Source organism: Rhizobium sp. TAL182, assembly GCF_002117725.1.
Taxonomy (GTDB): domain Bacteria; phylum Pseudomonadota; class Alphaproteobacteria; order Rhizobiales; family Rhizobiaceae; genus Rhizobium; species Rhizobium esperanzae.
Map to the genome: position 1 here is coordinate 1743594 of NZ_CP021024.1, position 19229 is coordinate 1762822.

Annotated in this window: 17 protein-coding genes; 4 read left to right on the forward strand and 13 right to left on the reverse strand. The window is 62.3% G+C overall.

The features are described from left to right. Positions 1-37: 37 nt before the first annotated feature. Positions 38-1330, reverse strand: a complete 1293-nt coding sequence (locus Tal182_RS08755; protein WP_085859176.1) for a DNA polymerase IV — start codon at positions 1328-1330, stop codon at positions 38-40. A 76-nt stretch (positions 1331-1406) separates the two neighbouring features. Here Tal182_RS08755 and Tal182_RS08760 point away from each other — a divergent pair, with 76 nt between their 5' ends. After that, on the forward strand, positions 1407-1994 hold the full coding sequence (locus Tal182_RS08760) for a GNAT family N-acetyltransferase (RefSeq protein WP_085859177.1): 588 nt from the start codon (positions 1407-1409) through the stop codon (positions 1992-1994). On the opposite strand, the gene Tal182_RS08765 is transcribed toward Tal182_RS08760, so the two are convergent. Together Tal182_RS08765 and Tal182_RS08770 are read right to left on the reverse strand one after the other, a co-directional pair. Continuing rightward, positions 1969-2643: a hypothetical protein gene (locus Tal182_RS08765; RefSeq protein ID WP_170965869.1), complete on the reverse strand. Its 675-nt coding sequence runs from the start codon at positions 2641-2643 to the stop codon at positions 1969-1971. The two genes, Tal182_RS08760 and Tal182_RS08765, sit on opposite strands and share 26 nt — an antisense overlap. Beyond that, a complete protein-coding gene (locus Tal182_RS08770) occupies positions 2640-2948 on the reverse strand; it encodes a DUF3572 domain-containing protein (protein WP_064801861.1) in 309 nt (102 codons plus the stop codon). Before Tal182_RS08770 ends, Tal182_RS08765 begins: the two co-directional genes overlap by 4 nt. Positions 2949-3081: 133 nt before the next feature. Here Tal182_RS08770 and Tal182_RS08775 point away from each other — a divergent pair, with 133 nt between their 5' ends. Then, positions 3082-3453, forward strand: a complete 372-nt coding sequence (locus Tal182_RS08775) for a response regulator (protein ID WP_003547430.1) — start codon at positions 3082-3084, stop codon at positions 3451-3453. A gap of 18 nt (positions 3454-3471) precedes the next feature. After that, positions 3472-4845 carry a PleD family two-component system response regulator gene (locus Tal182_RS08780; protein WP_064801862.1) on the forward strand — a complete coding sequence of 458 codons (1374 nt, stop codon included), beginning with the start codon at positions 3472-3474 and terminating at the stop codon, positions 4843-4845. A 746-nt stretch (positions 4846-5591) separates the two neighbouring features. Here the strand turns inward: Tal182_RS08780 and rpmG are convergent. The 9 genes from rpmG to Tal182_RS08825 form a co-directional block, all read right to left on the reverse strand. After that, a complete protein-coding gene (gene rpmG, locus Tal182_RS08785; protein WP_003587245.1) occupies positions 5592-5759 on the reverse strand; it encodes a 50S ribosomal protein L33 in 168 nt (55 codons plus the stop codon). Between the two features lie 91 nt (positions 5760-5850). Beyond that, entirely contained in the window at positions 5851-7035 is a 1185-nt protein-coding gene (locus Tal182_RS08790) for an MFS transporter (RefSeq protein WP_011424950.1), read from the reverse strand. 250 nt (positions 7036-7285) lie between these two features. After that, the gene (locus Tal182_RS08795) at positions 7286-7738 is read right to left on the reverse strand and encodes a DUF983 domain-containing protein (RefSeq protein WP_064801865.1); all 453 of its coding nucleotides are present in this window, start codon (positions 7736-7738) and stop codon (positions 7286-7288) included. Positions 7739-7809: 71 nt separating this feature from the next. Continuing rightward, positions 7810-10179 (reverse strand): ribonuclease R, encoded by a 2370-nt coding sequence (gene rnr / locus Tal182_RS08800; RefSeq protein ID WP_085859179.1) that lies wholly within the window; start codon positions 10177-10179, stop codon positions 7810-7812. A gap of 1 nt (position 10180) precedes the next feature. Then, positions 10181-12835, reverse strand: coding sequence for a type I DNA topoisomerase (topA, locus tag Tal182_RS08805; RefSeq protein WP_085859180.1), 2655 nt, complete (start codon positions 12833-12835; stop codon positions 10181-10183). 227 nt (positions 12836-13062) lie between these two features. After that, on the reverse strand, positions 13063-14205 hold the full coding sequence (gene dprA, locus Tal182_RS08810; protein WP_085859181.1) for a DNA-processing protein DprA: 1143 nt from the start codon (positions 14203-14205) through the stop codon (positions 13063-13065). Next, positions 14205-14825 (reverse strand): glycerol-3-phosphate 1-O-acyltransferase PlsY, encoded by a 621-nt coding sequence (gene plsY, locus Tal182_RS08815; RefSeq protein ID WP_064801870.1) that lies wholly within the window; start codon positions 14823-14825, stop codon positions 14205-14207. Before plsY ends, dprA begins: the two co-directional genes overlap by 1 nt. 37 nt (positions 14826-14862) lie before the next feature. Beyond that, a complete protein-coding gene (locus Tal182_RS08820; protein WP_085859182.1) occupies positions 14863-16152 on the reverse strand; it encodes a dihydroorotase in 1290 nt (429 codons plus the stop codon). After that, a complete protein-coding gene (locus Tal182_RS08825; protein ID WP_064801874.1) occupies positions 16149-17105 on the reverse strand; it encodes an aspartate carbamoyltransferase catalytic subunit in 957 nt (318 codons plus the stop codon). Before Tal182_RS08825 ends, Tal182_RS08820 begins: the two co-directional genes overlap by 4 nt. A gap of 178 nt (positions 17106-17283) precedes the next feature. Between Tal182_RS08825 and Tal182_RS08830 the strand changes: the two genes are divergently transcribed. Then, a complete protein-coding gene (locus tag Tal182_RS08830) occupies positions 17284-18942 on the forward strand; it encodes an acyl-CoA dehydrogenase family protein (RefSeq protein WP_085859183.1) in 1659 nt (552 codons plus the stop codon). On the opposite strand, the gene Tal182_RS08835 is transcribed toward Tal182_RS08830, so the two are convergent. Continuing rightward, positions 18924-19142, reverse strand: a complete 219-nt coding sequence (locus Tal182_RS08835; RefSeq protein WP_085859184.1) for a type II toxin-antitoxin system VapB family antitoxin — start codon at positions 19140-19142, stop codon at positions 18924-18926. The genes Tal182_RS08830 and Tal182_RS08835 overlap by 19 nt on opposite strands. Between the last annotated feature and the right edge of the window lie 87 nt (positions 19143-19229).

Below are 19229 nucleotides of genomic sequence, written 5' to 3' on the forward strand. Positions count from 1 at the left end.
ATTTCTGATAACAGCGCGCACTTTTGCGCGAGATGTTCTAGTGATCGCGCTTGCCGCTGCCGAAGGTGTAGCCGGTCTCGACCGTGTTCTTGCCGAACTTGTCGCGCAGCTTGTCCATCGCCGCTTCGGCCGCCGCCCGCCGGCCTGACTGCCGGTCGATCAGGTCGGGCGGATCGGCGCGAGTGGCATCGCCGAGATCGGTGACGCCGATGCCGATCAGGCGAAATTTCGTACCGTCCGTTTCCTTTTCGAGAAGCTCGAGCCCGATGCGGAAGATCCTGTCGGCAAGCTGGGTCGGATCCTCGAGCTTGCGGTTGCGGGTGCGCGTCTTGAAGTCGGCGCTCTTCATCTTCAGCACCACTGTCTGGCCGGCGATATCGTTTTTCTTCAGCCGCCAGGAAACCTTTTCGGAAAGGTTGCGCAGGATCGGCACCAGATCGTCGTAGCGGGAGATGTCGTCGAAGAACGTCGTTTCGGCCGAAACGCTCTTGGCGGCATCATTGAGATGCACCTCGCGGTCGTCGATGCCGCGCGACAGCCGGGCGAGCCGCTGGCCGATGCTGCCGTAGCGGCGCATCAGGTCGTTCTCCTCCATCTGCTGCAACTGGCTGATGGTGCGGATGCCGTCCGCTTCTAGCGTCGCGGCAAAGGCCTTACCGACGCCCCAGATGGTGGTGACGGGACGCGGCGCCAGGAATTCCACCGCTTCTTCACGGCCGATGACGGAAAAGCCCCGCGGCTTCTGCAGGTCGGAAGCGACCTTGGCGAGGAATTTGCAATAGGAAAGCCCGACCGAAACGGTAATGCCGATCTCCTTTTCGATGCGGCGAGCGAATTTGGCGAGCGTACGCGCCGGTGGATCGTGATGCAGCCTCTCCGTGCCGCCGAGTTCCAGAAAGGCTTCGTCGATAGACAGCGGCTGCACCAGCGGCGTCAGATCCTGCATCAGCGCGCGCACCTGGCGCCCAACCCGGACATATTTCTCCATGTCCGGGCGTATGACGGTGGCCTGAGGGCATGCCTCCAGCGCCTTGAACATCGGCATTGCCGAACGCACGCCGTGGATACGGGCGATATAGCAGGCAGTGGAGACGACACCGCGTTTGCCGCCGCCGATGATGACCGGCTTGTCGGCAAGTTCGGGATTGTCGCGCTTCTCGACCGCCGCGTAGAAGGCGTCGCAATCGATATGCGCAAGTGTCAGTCGATAGAGTTCGCGATGGCGCACCAGACGCGGACTGCCGCAGGATAGGCAACGACGCGCCTCGCCCTTCTGCTCGGCAAGGCAGTCGCGACAGAAGCCGGGTGTCTTGTCAGGCGCGGGCGTCATGGTGAGAACAAAGGTTGAACGGCGCGACACTACGCCTTAAGCTTATGAGTCACAAGAGAGGACGGGAGCTTTGCCTTTGGATAAAGATCTTCGTTTCGAGCCGGTGACGGCAGACCGGTGGGGCGACTTCGAGACCCTGTTCGGCCCGCAGGGGGCTTTTTATAATTGCTGGTGTGTCGCGCTGCGCTTGCCGCATGCGGTGAGGACGACGATGACCGCCGACGAGCGCAAGGCGCATATGCGCGAACGGATCGGGGCGGGACCGCCGCCGGGGATTCTCTGTTATGCCGATGGCGGACCGGTCGCCTGGGTGCAGGTCGGGGCGCGCCACGACGTACCGCAGTTCAATTCACCGCGCACCGCCTCGCGGCCGCTGGAGGAGGAGGATGCGCGTGATCCCTCTATCTGGGCAGTCAGCTGCTTCTTCCTGCTGCCGAAACTGCGCGGCAGGGGATTAAGTCATCGCCTGCTCGCCGGCGCGATCGACCATGCCCGGCGCCAGGGCGCGCGGCTGCTCGAAGCCTGCCCGATCGATCATGTGAAGCAGTCGAAATCGGTGACGCTCTGCATCGGCTCGACGGCAATCTTCGAGGCAGCTGGTTTCGAGACGATTGCCAGACGCAAAGACGGTCGTCCGCTCATGCGGCTGGAACTGTGCGGTTGACTGTGCCGGAAAGGAAATGGGCCTCGATCACCTCGGCCGCATGCGCCCAATCGGTGGCGCGGGTGATGTCATCGGCTGCCGCCGGCGCGAAACGATGGACGGGCGAGTCCGGCATCAGGTGAATGAGCAGGCAATCGGCCATGTATTCCCTGACCGAATGCAGATTGTGCGCCATATCGTCTATGAAGGCGACGGGAAAGGAGCGGCTGGCATGCAGTGCATGGACGATCGGCCCCTTGGGCTGCTCGCTGGCAAGCAGCGGAAAGAGCAGGCCGGCGCTGTCCAGCAGGCGGCGGCGCTGATCCTGGAACCGTGGCGGCATCGCCGTCAGGAAAAGGATATCGGCGACCTGCGAAAGCCGGCCGAGCGTTTCGACGACGCGGTCGACCGGCGTCTGCCACAATTCCTGCGCTTCGAAAAAATCTTCGATCAGCCGGCTGACCTGTCGGCCCTCGATCTCCGTGCCGTCCGCTTTCGAGACAATGTTGCCGTGGAGCCGGAACGATCGCGGCAGGAATTCGTGACCCAGGCTTTGGAGAAAAAGCTGGAAGGGGTCGATGAACTGCAGCACGACATCGTCGACGTCACAGACAATCAGCGGCCGCTCGCCGAGTCGGATGTGCGAAATATCGAGCTCTGTCACCCTCAGTATTCTCCCGAATCGAGCCCCGGCGAAGAGAAATGCCGCCAGGCGGCGGTTACCGTCTCCGGGCTAAGGCCGCTCGCCGTGCAGAAGGCCATCGCCGTCGGTTCGTGGTTCATCAGGAAGTCCATCATGCCTGAGAGGAACCCCGGATCGTTGACCGCGTTGCGCACCTGCTCGGGCGCCACGCCGGTGAGTGCAAGGAAGCGACCGAACATGTCGGGATCGGCGGCAAGCCAGCCGAGCACGGCGATCGCCGTCTCGTGCGGGTCGGCCGCCAGTTGTTTCGAAGTCTTGAAGTTGCTTTGCATTTCGAGGGGTAAGTTACCTTTTCTTCAACCAAATACCGCTAGCGTGCGCTATCGGTTTCACGGAGCTCTTCATCCGCATGTGCCTTTCTCATGGGACGAACCGCTGCGCGAACGGACGTAGGGACAGCTTGTCATGCCCAAACAGGTGATGATTGTAGAAGATAACGAGCTCAACATGAAGCTCTTTCGCGACCTCATCGAGGCGTCCGGCTATACCACGATCCAGACGAGAAACGGCATGGAGGCGCTCGATCTGGCGCGCAAGCATCGCCCCGACCTCATCCTCATGGATATCCAGCTTCCCGAAGTCTCCGGCCTCGAAGTCACGAAATGGCTGAAGGAGGACGACGAGCTGCACGTGATTCCCGTCATCGCCGTCACGGCTTTCGCGATGAAGGGCGACGAGGAGCGGATCCGCCAGGGCGGTTGCGAGGCCTATGTTTCCAAGCCGATCTCGGTTCCGAAATTCATCGAGACGATCAAGACCTATCTGGGCGATGCCTGACGCATCGGAAAGACGCTTATGACCGCGCGAATACTGGTGGTTGACGATATTCCGGCCAACGTGAAGCTGCTTGAAGCGCGGCTGCTCGCGGAGTATTTCGACGTGATGACCGCTGCCGACGGTCACGAAGCGCTGGCAATCTGCGAGCGCAACCAGGTCGACCTGATCTTGCTCGACATCATGATGCCCGGTATCGATGGTTTCGAGGTCTGCGAGCGGCTGAAGGCCAGTCAGAAGACCGCCCATATTCCCGTCGTCATGGTCACCGCACTCGACCAGCCTGCCGATCGCGTGCGCGGTCTGAAGGCCGGCGCCGACGATTTTCTCACCAAGCCGGTCAACGATCTGCAACTGATCTCGCGGGTGAAGAGCCTGCTGCGGCTGAAGACGTTGAGCGACGAACTGCGCATCCGCGCCGACACCGCTCATACGATGGGCATGGGCGATCTGATGCGGGCAGGCGAAGGCCGTGGCGACGAGGCCGGCCAGGTGTTGTTGGTCGATGGCCGCGCCAATTCGCAAGAGCGCATCGTCAGGGCGTTGAAGCCCGTCGCCAATGTGCTTGCCCTCTCCGATCCGCAGGCGGCCCTCTTCGAGGCGGCCGAGAACATGTTCGATCTCGTCATCGTCAATGCCAATTTCGACGATTACGATCCGCTTCGCCTCTGCTCGCAACTGCGCTCGCTGGAGCGCACACGCTTCCTGCCGATCCTGATCATCACCGAGCAGGGCGCCGACGACATGGTCGTCCGCGCCCTTGATCTCGGCGTCAACGACTACATCATCCGCCCCGTCGATCCCAACGAGCTCGTCGCCCGCAGCCTGACGCAGATCCGTCGCAAGCGCTACAACGACCGTCTGCGCGCCAGCGTCAAGCAGACGATCGAGCTGGCCGTGACCGATCCACTGACCGGCCTTTACAACAGACGTTATCTCGACAATCACCTGAACGTGCTCTTCAACCGGTCGATGGCGCGGGGCCGGCCGCTTTCGGTGCTGATCACTGATATCGACCGTTTCAAGCAGGTGAACGACACCTACGGCCATGACGGTGGCGACGAAGTGCTGCGCGAATTCGCAAACCGCGTCCGTTCGACCATCCGCGGCGCCGATCTCGCCTGCCGTTACGGCGGAGAGGAATTCGTCGTCGTGATGCCGGACACCTCGCCGGAAGTTGCCGCCGCTGTCGCCGAGCGCCTGCGCGCGGCTGTCGAAAGCGCTCCCTTCATGCTGAAGCGCTCAAGTGAAGCCCTGAATGTCACCGCGTCCTTCGGCATCGCCTCGCGCATTGGCGCTGTGCTGACCCCGGACCAGCTGATGAAGCAGGCCGATCTTGCTCTTTACGAGGCCAAGAATACCGGCCGCAATCGCGTGGTCGCAGCGGCTGCCTGACGAATCACTTTGGGCGCCATATCGGCCATTTGCGGGTTTTCCACTGCGGTAAGCGGTTTATTACCGATATTTAACCTTCGCCTGTGCGACACAGGCCCAGATTTTTCCAGCCCGGTGGGCCAAAATGGACTCCCGGCGTTGCTGTGGATATGGTGCGGCGCGACAGTCTTCGGAATGCCGGAGCCCAGCCCAAAATGAAATGAAGACTATAAAAAACGCCCGCCGCCAACAGGGTCAAATAAAGTGTGGTGGCATCACCTCACGTAAGGGGAGGGGCTGCTTAAGTTAGTAAGTTATATTGTCGAACTTCTTCCAGCCCGTCGTCATTAGGCTTAGCCGTCAAGCAGAGCCGCCGAATCTTTGTATGTTCCAAAACTGGACTTTTAACCATAGAATCAAGCTCGGAAAATTCATCATTAAGAATTTGTTGATTTTCTTTCATTTCTGCGCAAATTATCGGCTCATAAAAGAAGCGCTCCCGCAGAGGAGCTGTCGATACCCCATGATGCTCAGGTCCGCCGCATCTCCTGGGTCGTGGGGTCGGTCGGCTAGTAGGCAAGTCATAACGGTTCCTCGTGCCGTTTTGCATGCTGGCCGACCCCCTTTCAAGAAAACGCCGCCACTTCCCGAAGATGGAAGGGCGGCGTTTGTCTGTTTGCGCTATCATTTCCAAGGCCATCTTCCGGGACAATAAAAAACGCGCAACCCGGAGGCGCGCGCTTTTTGAAATCCATCAGGCCAAGTGATTACTTGATCTTGGTTTCCTTGAACTCGACATGCTTCTTAGCGATCGGGTCATACTTCGTCTTCGTCATCTTGTCCGTCATCGTACGGCTGTTCTTCGTCGTGACGTAGAAGAAACCGGTGTCGGCTGTCGACAGCAGCTTGATCTTGATTGTTGTAGCCTTGGCCATGGTCGTCCTGCCTTTAAGAAATGAAAGCCGTGGAAGCCGGATGGGCTCCACGGCAAATTCTGGCGCGAAACTACGAATCCCGCCCGAAAAGTCAAGTCCGTTTTCGAACGAACATCAATCTGATGCCGGAAAGTAGGGCATAAAGACCGAAGAAAGCGGCAATCGCCCAGGCAAAACCATTGTTTCCGGCGACGTCGATTGCTGCGCCGATCACCTGTGGCCCAGCAACGGTTCCCATCGCATAACAGAAGACGAAGGCGGCATTGGCGGCAGCCAGATCGGAGCCCGTCAGCCGCGAACCGAGATGGCTGAGGCCGACCGTGTAGAGGCCGGAGACGCAGCCGCCCCAAAAGAGCAGGATCCCGGCCATCAGCAGCCAGTTATTAACGAGGATCGGCAGCGTCATCGAGCCGATAAAGCCCATCAGCGCCATTCCTGCCAGAAGCGGTCGCTTGTCGCGGATGCGGTCGGAGAGCAGCCCGAGGGGAATCTGGAAGATGACGTTGCCGACGCCCATCATGGTGAGCAGCAGCGCCGCCTGCGATTCGGTGAAATGGGCGCGCACGGCAAAAATCGGAAAAAGTGACAGCCCGCCAGCTTCGACCGCGCCGAAGATGAAGACGGCAGCCGTCGCTGTCGGCACCAGCAGGACGTAGCGCATGAAATGCAATTCCGGTTTTTCCTCGAGCACCGGGCTTTCGTCACGGGCGATGAAAATCGGAATGGCGGCAAGCAGGATGGCGCCCGCGCCGACCAGGAAGGGAAAGATGCCGTCGCTGCCCAGTATCGAAAAGAGCAGGGGCCCGGCAGCGAACCCGATGGAGAGCACGGTCGCATAAATGCCGAGCACAAAGCCGCGCTTGGATGGCGGCGACGCGGCGTTGATCCAGAATTCGGAGAGAATGAACAGCGTCGTCGTTGCGCCATGGAAGGCGAAACGTAGCGGAAACCACATCCAGAAATCCTCGGCATAATAGAAGCCGAGCGCACTCAGCGCCGAAATCAGCACCGCCCAGAGCATCGTCGGCGCAACGCCGTATTTGTGGGCGAGCTTGGTGGTAACGGGTGCCGCGGCCATCGCCGAGATCCCGGCCATCGCCGTGTTGAGCCCGATCAACGTGGATGAGATGCCGCGTTTTTCGAGGATGATGCTGAGAAGCGGGAGTCCGAGACCGATTGCTATGCCGACGGCTGAAATGGACGAGATGGCTGCCACCAGAGAAGGCCAATGGATTTCTTCGACATCGCCCGGTGTGCCGGTTCTCGGCTGAGACATTTATCCATCCTTAGAAAGCTGCGCGAGCGAATCGACCTCTCGTCTCACATAGAAGGGACACAGATGTGCCAAATCCAGGTGACGGGCGGCGTTTCGCAGTATTTCCGATGTGATCTGCGGAATGTAAAGCCTGTTCAGACAAGAAAAGCTTACCGTGTCAAGTCGTTGAAGATCGTTGACTCCCGCGTGTCGGTGGTGGTCGGTGGAGCGCTGGCACTACACGCTAAATATGTCTGGAAGGTGAAGGCGCTCAATCCGGCCGGCGGGGAAGCTCGTAATCATCGGGACTGTCGCTCTCGCCGCCGAAACCATGCATGCGCAACGCCCATTGCAGGCCGATGACGCCGCCCTTGATCGGCTGGATCGAGGCGATCGCGGCGATGACCGTGATCGGCGCCCATATGGCAAGATGGACCCATACCGGCAACACGAAGGTCAGATCGGTCAGCATGTAGCCGCCGACGAGGACGTGGCCGAGGACCAGGATGACGATATAGGGCGGCAGGTCGTCGGAGCGATGGTGATGTATCGCCTCACCGCAGGCGCCGCAATGATCGACCGGTTTCAGGAAGGCGCGGAAGAGCTTGCCGTTGCCGCAGGCCGGGCAGCGGTTCAACAGCCCGCGCATGATGGAACGCCCGAGCGGACGCTCGGCTTCGGGTCCATCCCCGTAGCGGACGACCGGATCGGTCGGTGTGTTCATTGCATCTTCCTCTTTCAGGCAAAAAGCATGAAGCGCCGCAATGGGACCATTGCTGCTTTCGACCCCGTGGCTTAGCGGCGCCCGCGCGGGGGACGCGTTCCCGGTTTCTTGCGGACCTGTCCCCTGTCGCGGCGGCCGGCCTTATGGAAGGAACGCACCGCCGTCGGCATCTCGCGTCCTTCGCTCAGCATCTCGAAACGCAGCGCGCCGGCCAGCGGAATTGCTTCCGCAAGCTTCACTGTGACGCTGTCGCCAAGACGATAGCCGAGGCCCGTCTTTTCACCCGACAGTGCCTGATGCGCCTCGTCATAGATGAAATAATCGGTCCCGAGCGTGGATATAGGAACGAAACCGTCGGCGCCATAGTCCGGCAAGGTAATAAAGAGCCCGGATTTCGTCACTCCGGAGACGCGGCCGGCAAACTCCTCGCCGACGCGGGTGCTCAAATGATGAGCGATCAGCCGGTCGATGGTCTCGCGCTCGGCCGCCATCGCCCGGCGCTCGAAGGTCGAGATTTCGGCGGCGATATCGTCGAGCGAGGCTTCTTCATCGGGGGTGATGCCGCCTTCGCCGAAGCCGAGCGAACCGACCAGCGCCCGATGCACGATGAGATCGGCGTAGCGGCGGATCGGCGAGGTGAAGTGGGCGTACTTCATCAGGTTGAGACCGAAATGGCCGATATTCTCGGGGCTGTAGATCGCCTGACTCTGCGAGCGCAGCACCATCTCATTGACCATGGTCTGGTGTGCCGTGCCGTCCGCCTTGGCCAGGATGCCGTTGAAGCTGTTGGCGCGCATATTGCCGCCCTTGGCGAGCGAGATGCCGAGTGTCGCCAGGAACTCGCGCAAGACTTCCTGCTTGGCAAGCGTCGGGCCGTCATGAATGCGGTAGACCAGCGGCTGACGCTTCTTCTCGAGCGTCTCGGCGGCGCAGACATTCGCCTGAATCATCATCTCTTCGATCAGCTTGTGGGCATCGAGCCGCGGCGGCACGAAGACCCGGTCGACCGTGCCGTCCGGTTTCAGCAGGATCTTGCGCTCCGGCATGTCGAGTTCCAGCGGCTGGCGCCGGTCGCGTCCGCGCTTCATTACTCCATAAGCGTGCCAGAGCGGTTTCAGGATCGGCTCGAGCATCGGTCCGGTCTGATCATCCGGTCTTCCGTCGATCGCCGCCTGCGCCTGCTGATAGGAGAGCTTGGCGGCACTCTTCATCATGATGCGATGAAAGGTATGGCCGATCTTGCGGCCTTCGCCCGAGAAGCTCATGCGCACGGCGAGCGCCGGGCGGTCGACGCCTTCCTTCAGCGAGCAGAGATCATTGGAGATGCGCTCCGGCAGCATCGGCACGACGCGATCGGGGAAATAGACCGAGTTGCCGCGCTTCAGCGCCTCGCGGTCGAGCGGCGAATTGGGGCGGACATACCAGGAGACGTCGGCGATCGCGACGGTGACGATAACGCCGCCGGCATTGTCGGGCGAGGGGTCGATCTCGGCGTAAACTGCGTCGTCATGGTCCTTGGCGTCGGCCGGATCGATGGTGATCAGCGGCACGTCGCGCCAATCTTCACGATGCGCCATCGTCGCTGGTTTTGCCGCTTCCGCCTCGGCGATCACGGCCGGCGGGAAGATATGCGGGATGCCGTGTGCATGGATCGCGATCATCGAGATCGCCTTTTCCGAGCCGACCGAGCCGACGACGGAAAGGACCTTGGCGCGCGGCAGGCCGAAGCGCCCGAGGCGCGCAACTTCAATCTCGACCAAGTCGCCATCCTTGGCGCCGCCGGTATAGTCGGGGTCGATCACCATCTCTTCGCCGCGCCGTTCGATTGGCAACAGGCGGCCGCCGCCGCCCGGCGCGCTGCGGAAAACGCCCATCGCCGCACCGCGGCGCCTGTCGATCACCTTGATGATACGCGCTGTATAAGCCGGCCCGCCGCGATCGACGGCCGGGAAGATCTTCGCCAAGATTCGGTCGCCGAGCCCGGCGACGGGCGCCTTGCCCTTACCCTGGCGGCCTGCCGGCGATTGCTGACGGATGGCGACGGCAGGCGCCACACCCTGCTCCTCTGGCCATTCCGCCGGCCGGCCGATCAGGTCGCCGTCCTTATCGCGCGTCGTGATATCGAGAACGGTGACGGGCGGAAGAGCGCCGGGACGAATGAGCGACTTGCGGCTCTTTTGCAGCATGCCTTCCTGCTCGAGCTCCTGCAGCATGTGCTTGAGCTCGACGCGACTGTCACCTTTCAGCCCGAACGCCTTGGCAAGTTCACGCTTGGAAGCCTTCTGCGGATGATCGGCGATGAAACGCAGGATCACTTCCCGCGAGGGCAGCGTGCCGTGGACGATGTTCAGCGGTTCGACGGCGGAAATATCCCTGCCGGCGCGGCCGATCTTGCCCGGGCGCTTGCGGGGGTTCGTTCTGTCGCGCGGTGTCTTGCTCACGTCAGCTCTTTTTCGATTTCGCGGGCGCCTTCGCCTTCGTTGCCTTCGGCTTGGCGGCCGTCTTGGTTGCCCTGGCTTCGGCGGCGGCCGCCTTCGGCTTGGCTTTCGCCCTGGCCGTCTTGCCGGCCGGGGCCTTGCCGGCCTTTTCGGTGATCAGCGCAAGCGCCTCCTCGATGGTGATCGCCTGCGGATCCTTGCCCTTCGGCAGGGTCGCGTTGACCTTGCCCCAGTTGACATAGGGACCGTATTTGCCGTCGCGAACGGTGATGGCGCCGCCGTCGGGATGGTCGCCGAGCGTCTTCAGAGCCGCCGGCGTACCGCGCGCGCCGCGGCCCGGCGCCTTGTTGGCTTTTTCGGCAATCAGCGTCACGGCTCGATTGAGGCCGACGGAGAAGACATCCTCGACGGTCTCCAGATTGGCGTAGGAGCCGTCATGCAGAAGGAACGGCCCGTAGCGGCCGATGCCCGACGAGATCATCTTCCCGGTTTCGGGATGTTTGCCGATATCGCGCGGCAGCGAGATCAGCGCCATCGCCTTTTCATAGTCGATATCCTCAGGCTTCCAGCCCTTCGGCAGCGAGGCGCGTTTGGCCTCCTTGCCGTCGCCGCGTTGGATATAGGGTCCGAAGCGGCCGGAACGCAGCGTCAGTTCGTCGCCGGTCGTCGGATCGGTGCCGAGGCTCTTCGGCTCGTTGAGCGCGACACCCTCCGCTTCTCCGCCGTTTTCTGAAGAAAGCTGGCGGGTGTAGTTGCATTCCGGATAATTTGAACAGCCGACGAAGGCGCCGTATCTGCCAAGCTTCAGGGAAAGGTTGCCAGTACCGCAGACCTGACAGATCCTCGGGTCGCCGCCATCCTCGCGCTTCGGGAAGACGAGCGGCGCCAGCGCCTCGTTCAAAGAATCGAGCACGTTGGTGACGCGCAGTTCCTTCGTGTCTTCGATCTGCGCGAAGAAATCCTTCCAGAAATCGCGCAGCACCTGCTTCCAGTTCAATTCACCGGCGGAAATTCGGTCGAGTTTCTCCTCGAGGTCGGCGGTGAAATCATATTCGACATATTTGGTGAAGAAGCTTTCGAGGAAGGCCGTCACCAGCCGACCCTTGGCCTGCGGGATCAGCTTGCGCTTGTCGATCGTCACATAGTCGCGGTCGCGCAGCGTCGCCAGTGTGGCTGCATAGGTCGAGGGACGGCCGATGCCAAGCTCTTCCATCTTCTTGATCAGCGAAGCTTCCGAATAACGCGGCGGCGGTTCGGTGAAATGCTGGGTCGAATTGATCTTCTGCTTGGCGAGCGTCTCGCGCGCATTGATCTCCGGAAGGCGACCATCCTCGTCGCCGTCGTCGCTCTGCTCGCCGTCCTCCTTCTGGTCGGTATAGGCGGCGATGAAGCCGTCGAAGCGGATGACCGAACCGACCGCGCGCAGGCCGGCCTTCTCGCCCTTGTTCTCGGCTGTGATTTCGGCCGTCGTGCGCTCGATCTCGGCCGAAGCCATCTGGCTGGCGATGCCACGCTTCCAGATTAGCTCGTAGAGCCTGATCTGGTCGGCGTCGAGGAATTTGCGCACGCGGTCCGGAGAGCGGTAAAAATCGGTCGGGCGGATCGCCTCGTGCGCCTCCTGGGCGTTCTTCGCCTTGGTCGAGTAGAAGCGGGCCTTCTCAGGCAGGTAGCGTTCGCCGAACTGGTCGAGGATGGCACGCCGCGCTGCGTCAATCGCTTCGGGGGCCATCTGAACGCCGTCGGTTCGCATATAGGTGATAAGGCCGACGGTCTCGCCGCCGATATCGACGCCCTCATAGAGCTTCTGAGCGATCTGCATCGTGCGCGAGGCGGAGAAGCCAAGATTGGAGGAGGCGGCCTGCTGCAGCGTCGAGGTGGTGAACGGCGGTCCCGGGTTGCGCTTGACCGGTTTTGCCTCGACCGTGTCGACGATATAGCTGGCGCCTTCGAGCAGGGCCTTCAGGCGGCCCGCATCCTCGCCGTTGCCGATCGCGCGCGGCTGCAGTCGCTTGCCGTGCGCAGAAACCAGCCTGGCCTCGAACTCGTCGCCGCGGGGAGTCTTCAGCAGCGCCGAAATGTTCCAGTATTCTTCCGATATGAAGCGCTCGATCTCGGATTCGCGGTCACAGACCAGACGAAGCGCGACCGACTGGACGCGGCCGGCCGAACGCGCGCCCGGCAGCTTGCGCCACAGCACCGGCGAAAGATTGAAACCGACGAGATAGTCGAGCGCGCGGCGCGCTAGATAGGCGTCGACCAGCGGCACGTCGATATCGCGCGGATCGGCCATCGCATCGAGGACGGCCTTCTTGGTGATTGCGTTGAAGACGACGCGCTTGACGGACTTGCCGTTCAGCACCCGCTTCTTGTTCAGCATGTCGAGGACGTGCCAGGAAATCGCTTCGCCTTCGCGATCGGGGTCGGTCGCGAGAAACAGCCCGTCGGAGGACTTCACCGCATCGGCGATGTCCTTCATCCGCTTGGCCGAAGCGCCGTCGACCTCCCAGAGCATTTCGAAATCCTGATCGGGAAGAACGGAGCCATCCTTGGCAGGCAGATCGCGCACATGGCCGAAGGAGGCGAGCACTTTGTATCCCGAACCCAGATACTTATTGATCGTCTTGGCCTTGGCAGGCGATTCCACCACTACAACATTCATGATGATTCTCTAAAAACAGCTACGCCGGCGTGGAAGCCAGCGCAACGCGCAGCGCAACATTGGATACCGGCCCTCCGACATGGACAGGGAAATCGCTGCGGTCAAGGGGTTTGCAACAATTTTACTTCTTGCGTACGGTGCAAGCGAAACAAGATTTGCAGCAGAAAACAATGCTAGATTGCGCCAGTGCAGTTTTCAACACGCAGTTCCCCCGTTCCCCGCAAGCTTCAATCGGAAAGCGAGACGAGACCGCCCTGATGCCGATGCAGCCTGCCTGATATATCGAGTTCCAGAAGGATGAGATAGACCGCGGATGCCGCAAGGCCGGTGTGGCGGATGACGTCGTCGATCTCGACAGGCGTCGGCCCGAGCGCGCCGATGATGCGCATCCGGTCCGAATCGCCGGGTGGCATCGTTATTGCCCGGCTCTCGCGTGCCGGCTCCTCCGCCATCGACAAGGGGAAGAGGTCGAGTTGCGCAAGCGGCGCCAGGGCTTCGATGACATCGGCAGGTTCGGTAACGATCGAAGCGCCGTCCTTGAGCAGGCTGTTGGTGCCGTGACAGCGCGGATCGAGCGGCGAGCCGGGCACGGCAAACACCAGGCGGCCGAACTCACCGGCGAGGCGCGCCGTGATCAGCGAGCCCGAGCGCATCGCCGCTTCGATGATCACCACGCCAAGCGCGATGCCGGCAATCAGCCGGTTCCGGCGCGGGAAATCGCGGGCGCGGGGCTCCCAGCCGAAAGGCATTTCGCTCACCGCCAGGCCGTTGCCGCCGGTTATCTCTTCGATAAGCCCGATATTCTCCGGCGGGTAGGGCTTGTCGAGACCGCCGGCAAGGGCGGCGATTGTGCCCGTGCCGAGGCTTGCCCGATGCGCTGCCGTGTCGATGCCGCGCGCCAGGCCGGAGATCACCGTATAACCCGCCCGGCCGCAGTCGCGCGTCACCATCGCGGCGAATTTGGTGCCTGCGGCCGACGCGTTGCGGGAGCCGACGATGCCGACGGCCGGTCGTTTGGCGGCAGCAAGTGCGCCCTTGACGGCAAGAAGCGGCGGCGCGCCGTCGATCTGTTTCAGCGCCTGCGGATAGTCCGGCTCGCCGATGCCGATAAAGCGGGCGCCGAAACGATGCGCCGCCTCCAGTTCCCGGTGCGCCTCGGCCTCGCTGGCAATGCGGATGGCCCGTGTCGCGCCGCCGCGCGCCGAAAGTTCCGGCAGCGCCGCGAGTGCGGCCTCGGCCGAACCGAAATGATTGATAAGATCGCGAAAGGTTGCAGGGCCGACATTGTCGGAACGGATCAGGCGCAGCCAGGCAATCCTCTGCCTTTCGCTTAGCACCGTACCTGTTGATCCCGCGCTCGGCGCGTCCATTATCCCTTCGCCCCGATCTTGCTTTCCGTTCCGCCCATCAGGCGTGAAATATTTGCCTTGTGCTTCCAGTAGGAGATGAGCGTCATGATCGCCATGACGGCCGCGACCTTTTCATTGCCGAGTATCAACAGGGCAACCGGAATGACGAGCATGGCGACGAGGGCCGACAGCGAGGAATAGCGGGTGGTGACTGCGACCGCCAGCCAGATGGCGGCGAATAGCACCACCATGATCGGCGCGACGCCTAGAAGTGTGCCGATATAGGTGGCCACGCCCTTGCCGCCCTTGAAGCCGATCCAGACGGGGAAGAGATGGCCGATGAAGGCGAAGAAGCCGGCGATGATCGCGGCCTCCTCGCCGAGGAAATAGCCGACGATCCAGGCCGCCGCCGATGCCTTCAGAGCGTCGAGCAGCAGGGTTGCGGCGGCGAGCTTGCGGTTTCCGGTTCTGAGCACATTGGTCGCGCCGATATTGCCGGAGCCGATGCTGCGCACATCGCCGAGGCCGGCGGCGCGGGTGAGAATCAGGCCGAAGGGGATTGAGCCGAAGAGATAGCCGATGACGGCGGCCGCAAGTGCGATCGGCAGCGTGATCTGCCATGACATGAGATTGGATAACATGTGCTCCCTCAGCCCTCCTTATCGTTCCGATCGTCTTTTAAACCGCGTGGACAAGCTTTCCCGAAACGTAGGTCGCAACCGCTCGCCCGCTGAAGCGCGCATCCTCGAACGGCGTGTTCTTCGAGCGGGAGAGAAGCATGTCTTTGGCGACAAGCCAAGGCTCATCGAGATCGATCAGCGTGATATCGGCCGCGGCACCCGGCTTCAGCGTGCCGGCCTCAAGGCCGAAGATTTGTGCCGGGCGGGTGGACATGGCGTCGATCAGCCGCATCAGGCCGACCTGGCCGTCATGGTGAAGCCTGAGGGCCGCCGCCAGCATCGTTTCCAATCCGACTGCGCCATCGGCCGCCTCGCCAAATGGCAGCCGCTTCGTGTCGACATCCTGCGGGTCGTGCGAGGAGACGATGATGTCGATCGCGCCGCTCGCAAGCGCCTCGCCCATGGCGACCCGATCGTCCTCCGGGCGCAACGGCGGATAGAGCTTGAAGAAGGTGCGGTATTCGCCGATGTCGTTCTCGTTGAGCGCCAGATTGTTGATCGAGATGCCCGAGGTCACCTTGGCGCCACGGCTGCGGGCGCGTTCGATGGCCTCGACCGACTCCGGCACGGAGATCATCGCGGCGTGATAACGGCCGCGCGTCAGCTCTGCCACCCTGAGATCGCGTTCGAGCGGGATCAGCTCGGCTTCCTTCGGAATGCCGGAGAGCCCCAGCCAGCTGGCGAAAAGGCCCTCATGCATGACGCCATTGGCGCCGAGATATTTGTCGCGGGTCTCGCAGGAGATGACGGCGCCGAATTCGCGCGCATAGGTCATGATCCGGCGCAGCACCTGTGTGTTATGGACACTGGAATGAGCATCGGTGAAGGCGACGGCTCCCGCCTGCATCAACAGGCCGATCTCCGTCATCTCCTCGCCGGCAAGACCCTTGGTGAGGGCGGCTGCCGGATAGACGTTGACGGCGGCCGTGTCCCGCGCCGTCTTCTTGACGAATTCGACCAGCGCGATGTCGTCGATGACGGGATCGGTGTCCGGCATCATGATGATCGAAGTGATGCCGCCGGCTGCCGCCGCCCGGCTCGCCGAGGCGATCGTCTCGCGATGCTCGCCGCCGGGCTCGCCGATATGGACGCGCGCATCGACGAGGCCGGGCGTTGCCACGAGGCCGGTGCAGTCGCGCACGACGGCGCCTTCCGGCGCGCCCTGGTTCTGGGCCTCGCTGCCAGCGGCAAGAATCACGCCATTTTTAGCGACGATCGTTCCGATCTCGTCGAGATTGCGCGAGGGATCGACGATGCGGACATTCTTGAGGACGATCGAGTTGCTCATGCCATCATTCCGTCGGTTCGGGGACCTTGGTTCTGCGAGACGAGCAGCGTCTCCATGACGGCCATGCGGACTGCGACCCCCATTTCCACTTGTTCGGCGATCACGCTCTGCGGACCATCGGCCACCTCGGAGGCGATCTCGACGCCGCGGTTCATCGGCCCCGGGTGCATGACCAGCGCATCATCCTTCGCCGCTTTCAGCGTTTCGGCGTCGAGTCCGTAGAAGTGATAGTATTCGCGCACCGACGGCACGAAGGCGCCGGACATACGTTCTCGCTGCAGCCGCAGCATCATCACGACGTCGGCGTCCTTCAATCCTTCCTTCATCGAGTGGAACACCTCGACGCCCATCTCGGCGATGCCGGCGGGCAGGAGGGTGGCGGGCGCGACGACGCGCACGCGTGCGCCCATCGCGTTCAGCAGCAGGATATTGGAGCGCGCCACGCGCGAGTGCAGCACGTCGCCGCAGATCGCTACGATGATGCGCGAAAGCTTGCCCTTGGCGCGGCGGATCGTCAGCGCGTCGAGCAACGCCTGGGTCGGGTGTTCATGCTGGCCGTCGCCGGCATTGACGACCGAGCAGGAGACTTTCTGGGCGAGAAGGGCGGCCGCACCGGCGCTTGAATGGCGGATCACCAGCACGTCCGGGCGCATCGCATTCAGCGTCATCGCCGTATCGATCAGCGTTTCGCCTTTTTTCACCGAGGAATTGCCGACCGACATGTTCATCACGTCGGCGCCAAGCCGCTTGCCGGCAAGCTCGAAGGAGGCCTGTGTGCGGGTCGATGCCTCGAAGAAGAGGTTGATCTGCGTCAATCCGCGCAGCGTCGACGTCTTCTTCTCTCGCTGGCGGCTGATCTTGACGGCTTCGTCGGCCTTGTCGAGAAGATAGGTGATATCCTGCTCGGTGAGGCCCTTGATGCCAATGAGGTGGCGGTGGGGGAAAAAGACCATGACCCTGCCTCTTGCTGTCTCTTGCGGGTCTATAATGAGTGCCGCCCGCCGGGGCAAGCACGCGCTGTGGGCAAAGGCTTATGTCCCCATGCATTTTCGCCCGAATTCCGATAGAGCAGAATAAAGCGAATCATAACTTCCGGTTTTCCTTGCCGGGTTCTTGCACTAGAAGCGAACAATGACCTCCGCAAACCGGACTGAAGACAAACTCGCAGAACTCAACCAGCCGAGCCTGTGGTCCGGCATCAATGCCTATCGGTCCGATCCGCTGATTGTCGATCTGACGGCGGCCTTGCCGCGCGGCATCCGTGAAGACCTGGAAAATATCGGCCGCTACGTCACCTCGCCGGAGGCACAGGAGCTGGCGCGCATGGCAAACCAGGGGGCGCCACAGCTGCGCACCCATGGTCCGCGCGGCGAGCGCCTCGATGTCGTCGAGTTTCATCCCGCCTGGCACGCGCTGATGCGTCGCTCCATGTCGGTCGGCCTGCATTCCTCCGTCTGGGATCCGCAGGCCGATATTGAGGCGAAGGACGCGGGCCATAAGGTTCGCGCCGCGCGGTTTTACCTGACGGCGCAACTGGAATCCGGCCATCTCTGCCCGCTGACGATGACCAGCGCCTCCGTCGCGGCCCTCTCTGCTTCGCCCGCGGTGCAGAAGGACTGGGCGCCGAAGATCCTCTCGCGCAAATATGATTCCTCCAATCGCCCCGCCATGCAGAAATCCGCTGTGACCATCGGCATGGGCATGACGGAAAAGCAGGGCGGCACCGATGTCAGGGCCAATCAAAGCGCTGCCGAAAAGGTCAGCGAAGGCATCTATCGGCTCTCCGGCCACAAATGGTTCATGTCCGCGCCGATGAGCGATGCCTTCATCATGCTGGCGCAGACCAAGGAGGGCATGGGCTGCTTCCTCGTGCCGCGCCTGCTGGAGGACGGGTCCGCCAACGGACTGCAGTTCCAGCGGCTGAAGGATAAGGTCGGCAACCGCTCTAACGCCTCTTCAGAGGTGGAGTTCACCGACACCTTCGGCTTCCTGCTCGGCGGCCCGGATGCCGGCATCCGCACCATCCTCGACATGGTGACGTTGACGCGGCTCGATTGCGCGCTGGCCTCCTCAGGGATCATGCGCGCCTCGCTGGCCGAGGCCGTGCATCACACGCGCGGCCGCAGCGTCTTCGGCAGGATGCTCGTCAACCAGCCGATCATGACGCGCGTGCTGGCCGACATGGCGCTCGATGTCGCTGCCGCCACCGCGCTGTCCTTCCGCCTTGCGGATGCTTTCGACAAGGCGCGCGGCAATGCCGAGGAGGCGGCCTATGCCCGCGTCATGACGCCGGTCGCCAAATACTGGTGCTGCAAGATCGCGCCCGCGCTGATCTATGAGGCGATGGAATGCATCGGCGGCAATGGTTACATCGAGGAGCGCCCGATCGCCCGCCATTACCGCGAGGCCCCCGTCAATGCCATCTGGGAAGGCTCCGGCAACGTGATGGCTCTGGATGTGCTGCGCGTGCTCAACCGTGGCAAGGACCTGTTCGAGACGGTCTTCGCAGGTCTCGCCCGCGATCTCGGCCCTGCCGGCAAGAAGACGATCGACGTGTTGCGCGCAGCAATCGCGCTTTGCGAACAGGACGAGGGCGCGGCGCGCCTGCTTGTCGAGCAGCTGGCACTTGCCGCCGGCGCCGCCGAGCTCTACCGGCTCGGGGCAGGGCGCATCGCCGACGCCTTCATCGAGACACGCCTCGCCGGCGGCTGGCGCTCCACTTACGGCATGCTCGACTCCCGCTTCGACGCCAGCTACGTCGTCGATCTGCTCTACCCACCGGCCGCCTGATTGTCGGCGGGGGAATGACGTATCTCGTCGAGGTCGCCTTCCCAGCCGATCCCTGCGAGATCTGCGATCGCATTTTTCCGACGGTGCCTGTCGACGAGGCTTCGCAATGCCTGTTCGATCGTGGCCTTTTTCGTCGCCAATCCCGTGGGGGCCATTGCCGCTTCGAGCAAGCCCCTATCGATATCCGGAGTCGTTCGCACGGTCGTATCCCATGTGTGTAATCTCAACAATACACATACTCGCGCTGCCTTGCCGAAAATCGATGCTGATGCCGCCGCCATAAACGA